This is a genomic window from Mesorhizobium kowhaii (assembly GCF_042431665.1).
GTDB classification, from domain to species: domain Bacteria; phylum Pseudomonadota; class Alphaproteobacteria; order Rhizobiales; family Rhizobiaceae; genus Mesorhizobium; species Mesorhizobium kowhaii.
In genome coordinates this window covers 1-6,058 of record NZ_JBHLYT010000122.1, presented here as the reverse complement: position 1 = coordinate 6,058, position 6,058 = coordinate 1, and the positions used below count along the sequence as shown (strand labels likewise).

Below are 6,058 nucleotides of genomic sequence, written 5' to 3'. Positions count from 1 at the left end.
CAATCCATGCCCTTCAATTGCCGAGCAGTTCGAGATCCTTGCCGCCTGATCATTGGCGCGAAAGCGTCGCGTCGTGACCGAAATCACGATTTGCGACAGAACCCAGGAGGTCATCTGACGATCGTCCAACGTTAAATCAGACGCTCTGGGTGTTCAAGGAACAACGCCTTTAACCGCAGGCTGGAAACACATGCCCACCCGGCACACCTCATGCTCTCACGCAAACCCTGATTAGGAGATCAACCAACCTAGGAAGGTTGTTCTGCAAGGGCGCCGAATGGCGCATAACGGCTACTTTGAGGTGCCACTTTGCGTAGGGAAACTGGCAAATGGATAGCAAACCGTAGCTTTACGTCTCACACGGGACAGCGATATGTCTTGTTACTGAATTCAGGAGGACAACGTGAAGGAACCTACATTCCTGCGCCATTCCGCTACTGAGGTTGCACTCGACACAGGTCTATTGGCACCCACGGATATCGAACGCATTATCCAGGCAGTGGAAGCCGGCTTCGACGAGCAGATCGAATTTTTGACGCAGCTCGTTCGTGCTGACTCGCTTCGGGGCAATGAAGCTGGCATTCAGAAGATTGTCTCCTCCGCTCTCGCAAGTCGAGGCTATGATGTTCGCAGCTTCGTCATTGATCCAGGCCGCATCGGTGTGGACCCGGCTTTTTCTCCCACCAAATTTGACCTTAAGGATTCCAGCCTTGTTGTTGGTTTGAAGCCGGCTTCGGGAGAAGGCGGTCGTTCTCTGGCACTCAATGCGCACGTTGATGTGGTGCCAGTTGGCACAAGTGCGCGTTGGAAGTACGAGCCCTTCTCCGCTACTCGTGACGGTGATTGGCTGTACGGTCGTGGTGCCGGCGACATGAAAGCCGGCTTGGCTGCGAACCTCTTCGCGCTCGATGCATTGGCAAACGCAGGTTTCGACCTCCTGGGAGAGGTCCAATTTCAGTCGGTCATTGAAGAAGAGATCACGGGCAATGGATCGGCAATGGTTCTTGCGGAGGGCTTCCGCGCTGATGCTGTTCTGATACCTGAGCCTACCGGCGAACAGGTAGTCAGCGCGAATACCGGCATAATGAAGTTCACTATCACAGTCCAAGGCGTTCCCGCTCACCCCTTCCAAGTCGCCAGGGGTAGAAGCGCAATCGACATCGCATTCCGGACCATCGAACATCTGCGCCAGCTCGAACAAGAGTGGATTGCACAGCGTCCATCAGATTTCGCCGACGTCGACAACCCAATAGCTTTGACGATCGGCACGATATCGGGAGGCGAGTGGATTGCATCGGTGCCGAGCGAGTGCCGCTTTGAAGGTCGCATCGGCTTTTACCCCGGCGACAAGGCAGAGGCGCGCGTGGAATCTTTTGAGAGCTTTCTCAGAAAGGCCTTTCTCAATGACCCGGAGCTGGAAGGATGCCCCGAGCCCTACATTGAGTGGCTCGGCGCCAGGCAAGGAGGATATGTTCTCGCCGAAGGAAGCGAAGCAGAATTACTCTTGGCAAAGGCGCACTCATTTGCAGACGGCTCAGGGACGGACCTGCAGCGTTTCATTATGCCTTGCTACCTCGACTCTGCTGTCTTTGCCCTGCACGGCAACATGACCAGCCTGGTCTACGGACCTGTTGCCGAGAACATCCATGCCATTGATGAGCGTGTAAGCATACCATCGTTGTTAAGGGTAACCAAGACTATAGCTCTATTCGCTGCATCTTGGTGCGGTGTAAAGCATCGCGTGGAGCAAGGGTGATCCAGACGTAGAATGTCGGCCGTCTATGGGTTCTGCGTTGTTGCAGCGGTATCCTGCTCTTGGACTATCAAATTGTTCTGTAGCAAAGTTGCAATGAGGTGGGTTGAAGTGGTGTCTATCAGCACTCAGGAAATCAGTGAAAAGGACAGGAACTCTGTCCTACATCCTTTCACGCAGCTCAAGGACTTTGCGACCGGCAAACTGGGCGAACCGACAATTGTCGAGACCGGCAAGGGCATTCGCATCCAGGACGCGCACGGCAACCAGTTGATCGACGGCTTTGCGGGGCTTTACTGTGTCAACGTCGGCTACGGTCGTGTTGAAGTCGCCGAAGCGATTGCACGCCAAGCCTATCGCCTTGCCTACTATCATTCCTACGCGGCGCATACGACCGATGAGCTTGCGATCCTCTCCGATCGCCTTGTGAAGATGGCGCCCGGCAAGATGAGCAAGGTTTTCTACGGCATGTCCGGCTCGGACGCCAACGAGACCCAGGCCAAGCTCGTCTGGTACTACAACAACCTGCGCGGCAAGCCGAACAAGAAGAAGATCATCTCGCGTGAGCGCGGCTATCACGGCTGCAGCGTCGTCTCTGGTTCGATGACAGGCATGAGCTTCTATCACGACCATATGGACCTGCCGCTGCCGCAGATCGTCCATACCGGCGCGCCTCACCACTACTGGGGCGCGAACCCAGGCGAGACCGAACGCGAATTTTCCGCGCGACGAGCCGCCGAGCTCGATCAGCTGATCGAACGTCTGGGTCCCGACAATGTCGGCGCCTTCATCGCTGAGCCTGTTCTCGGCACAGGCGGCATCACGCCTCCGCCAGAAGGGTATTGGGAGGCTATCCAGGCCGTCCTAAGAAAGCACGACGTCCTCCTCATCGCCGACGAAGTGATCACCGGCTTTGGCCGCACTGGCTCGATGTTCGGCTCCCAGCACTATGGCATTGAACCCGACCTGATTACAGTCGCGAAGGGTCTGACCTCTGCCTACTTCCCGCTCTCCGCGGCGCTCGTTGGCGAGAAGGTTTATAAGGTGATGGAAGACGGCGCTGACAGGGTTGGCTCATTCTCACATGGCTATACCTATTCGGGTCACCCGATCGGCGCCGCCGCGGCCAACGCGGTTCTCGACATCGTCGAGAAAGAAGACCTCCCTGGCAATGCCCGTGACGTTGGCGCATTTTTCCAAGCACAGCTGGAGGAAAAATTCGCCCAGTTGCCGATAGTCGGAGAAGTACGCGGAGTTGGCCTTATGGGCGCGATCGAGTTCGTGGCCGATCGGGACACCAGAAAGCGTTTCGACCCGTCGCTCAAGGTTGGTGCGCGAATCTCAAAGGCTGCCCGCGACCGTGGTCTTATCGCTCGCGCTATGCCGCACGGCGACATTCTGGGCTTTGCCCCGCCACTCGTAACTACCAAGTCAGAAGTCGAAGAGATCGTTGCGATCGCTGAAAGCGCCGTCCGTTTCGTCATGGATGAGCTCGTTCGTGACGGTCAAAAGATCTGAAAGAGGACGGCCGACGAGGCGCGGCCGCAAACAAAAACGTTCAGGTAGCAATCAACCGATGCCTCAAGTGAGGACAGGGCGTAGGTCCCAGCACCTCTGCCCCGACCAAAACGTGGCAGCCGCGCAAGCGGCGCATCATTAGGGAAGAAGAAGCTCGCCTATGACCGCTGCCCAACTGCACATCACAGCCGGCCTGGCGCCCATACCCGTATACAGCCCCTATGACGGTTCTGTTGTGGGAACGGTCGACGCTACGGATGCAAGCGAAATCGGCGAGCTTTTGAAACGCGCCAGACGCGGAGCCGAGCTTTCGCGCAACCAGCCAAGGCACCGGCGCGCGAGCATCCTTGACGACGCTGCAAGGATTGTCGAGCGCCGTCGCGACGCCTTCGCCGATACCATCGTCCGGGAAGCTGGAAAGACCATTGTTCAGGCGCGCAAGGAGGTCCTGCGTTGCGTCAATACGCTGAAGCTCTCCGCTGAGGAAGCAAAGCGCAATGCCGGCGAGATCGTACCCTTCGATGCGTATGCTGGTTCAGAGCAGCGGCAGGGTTGGTTCACGCGTGAACCGCTCGGAATCATCACCGCCATTACCCCCTACAATGATCCGCTGAACCTGGTGGCTCACAAGCTCGGTCCCGCGGTCGCCGGCGGCAATGCAGTGCTGCTGAAGCCATCGGAGCTGACGCCGCTTTCGGCGATCAGCCTCGTCGAAGCCCTTCGCGAAGCCGGCCTCCCTGAAGACATCATAACTGTCGCGGTGGGCGGTACCGATCTCGGCACGGCCCTGGTCGCCGCCCGCGACGTTCGCTTGGTGTCGTTCACCGGGGGATTTGCAACCGGAGAGGCAATCAGTCGCTCGGCAGGGCTCAAGAAACTGGCGATGGAACTCGGCGGCAATGCACCTGTCATCGTCATGAGTGATTGCGACTTCGACAAAGCGGTCGAAAGCTCGGTCTCCGGCGCGTTCTGGGCGGCCGGACAAAACTGCATCGGCGCCCAGCGCATCTTAGTGCAGGCGGCCCTTTATGAGCGGTACCGCGATGCCTTTGTCGCGGGAGCGAAAAAATTGAAGGCAGGCGATCCGTCATGCGAGGATACCGACGTTGGTCCGATGATCTCCAGAGAGGCAGCAGAACGCGCCGAGACGGCAGTCAATGAGGCTATTGACGCGGGTGCGAAATTGTTGTGCGGACACCGCCGCAAGGGCTCCCTCTACCATCCGACTGTGCTTGAAGGCACGCCTCAGAACTGCCGGCTGTGGCATGAGGAAGTGTTCGCGCCGGTGGTGATGCTTGCGCCCTTCGATACGCTTGATGAAGCCATCGACATGGCCAACGGCCCGGAATACAGCCTACATGCCGGAATCTTCACCAACGATCTCTCTGTCGCGCTTGAGGCGGCAAGAAAGATCGAGGCAGGCGGCGTAATGATCAATGACTCGTCGGACTATCGCTTCGATGCCATGCCATTTGGCGGCTCCAAATACGGCAGCATGGGCAGGGAAGGCGTTCGATTTGCCTATGAGGAGATGACTCAGCCAAAGGTGGTTTGCATCAATCGCGGTTGACCTCCGGACCCAAGGTACGACGTTGGCATAGCGGAGAAGCTCCATTTGTGAAAAGAAGAATCGACGGTTCCGAGGACATGCCATTGCGAGCAAAAAGCCCGCTATTTCTAATGAGTTTGAAATGACGCACTACGTACTCACCGTTTCATGCAAATCGGCTCGCGGCATCGTTGCCGCGATTGCGACTTTCCTGGCCGGCAAGGGTTGCAACATTGTCGACAGTTCGCAGTTCGACGATCTCGGCACAGGCAAGTTTTTCATGCGCGTCTCCTTTATCTCCGAGGAGCGTGTCGGCCAAGCCGACCTGGTGGAAGGTTTAAAGCCGATCTCCGAGAAGTTTGCGATGAATGTTGAGATCCACGATGCCACCAAGCGCATGAAGGTGCTGCTGATGGTGTCGCGCTTCGGCCATTGTCTGAACGACCTGCTCTACCGCTGGAAAATCGGCGCGCTGCCGATCGACATCGTCGGCGTCGTCTCCAACCATTTCGATTACCAGAAGGTCGTCGTCAACCACGACATCCCCTTCCATCACATCAAGGTGACCAAGGAGAACAAGCCACAGGCCGAGGCGCAGATCCTCGATCTGGCCGAGCAGACCGGCAGCGAGCTGATCGTGCTTGCCCGCTACATGCAGGTCTTGTCCGACGAGATGTGCAACAAGATGTCCGGCCGCATCATCAACATCCACCATTCCTTCCTGCCGAGCTTCAAGGGCGCCAACCCCTACAAGCAGGCCCATGAGCGCGGCGTTAAGCTGATCGGGGCAACGGCACACTACGTCACTACCGATCTCGACGAAGGCCCGATCATCGAGCAGGACACGGTGCGCGTCACCCATGCGCAGTCAGCCGAGGACTACGTCTCGATGGGCCGCGACGTCGAAAGCCAGGTGCTGGCGCGCGCCATACACGCGCATATACACCACCGCACTTTCATCAATGGCAAACGAACCGTCGTCTTCCCGGCAAGCCCGGGAAGCTACGCTTCCGAGCGTATGGGCTGAGCGATGACGCACACCATCGACGGCAAACAGGTGGCGGCAACCGTTATTGAAGCGGTGAAGCAAGCGGCTTCTGATCTCGAGCGAACAAAGGATGTGAAAGCAGGACTTGCGGGGTTCCGTCGCAAACTTTTCGGAAAGGTCATTGCTGCATGACGGCTGCTCCTGCTTTCCGGGAGTTTGTCATGTTCAAGGGCCGCCATTTTGATCGATC

Annotated in this window: 4 protein-coding genes and 1 pseudogene; all 5 read left to right on the top strand. The window is 57.6% G+C overall.

Annotation, left to right across the window (positions count from 1 at the left end; genetic code table 11):
- Nucleotides 1-403 precede the first annotated feature (403 nt).
- The gene (locus ACFFNA_RS35785) at nt 404-1,756 is read left to right on the top strand and encodes an ArgE/DapE family deacylase (RefSeq protein WP_378924661.1); all 1,353 of its coding nucleotides are present in this window, start codon (nt 404-406) and stop codon (nt 1,754-1,756) included.
- A gap of 93 nt (nt 1,757-1,849) precedes the next feature.
- Nucleotides 1,850-3,271: an aspartate aminotransferase family protein gene (locus ACFFNA_RS35780; protein WP_378924659.1), complete on the top strand. Its 1,422-nt coding sequence runs from the start codon at nt 1,850-1,852 to the stop codon at nt 3,269-3,271.
- Nucleotides 3,272-3,431: 160 nt separating this feature from the next.
- Nucleotides 3,432-4,841, top strand: coding sequence for an aldehyde dehydrogenase family protein (locus ACFFNA_RS35775; RefSeq protein WP_378924657.1), 1,410 nt, complete (start codon nt 3,432-3,434; stop codon nt 4,839-4,841).
- A 121-nt stretch (nt 4,842-4,962) separates the two neighbouring features.
- Complete coding sequence (purU, locus tag ACFFNA_RS35770; protein ID WP_378924655.1) at nt 4,963-5,847, top strand: formyltetrahydrofolate deformylase; 885 nt, start codon at nt 4,963-4,965, stop codon at nt 5,845-5,847.
- Between the two features lie 3 nt (nt 5,848-5,850).
- Nucleotides 5,851-5,958 (top strand): annotated as a pseudogene (locus tag ACFFNA_RS35765) (bifunctional methylenetetrahydrofolate dehydrogenase/methenyltetrahydrofolate cyclohydrolase); the annotation flags it as partial.
- Nucleotides 5,959-6,058 lie beyond the last annotated feature (100 nt).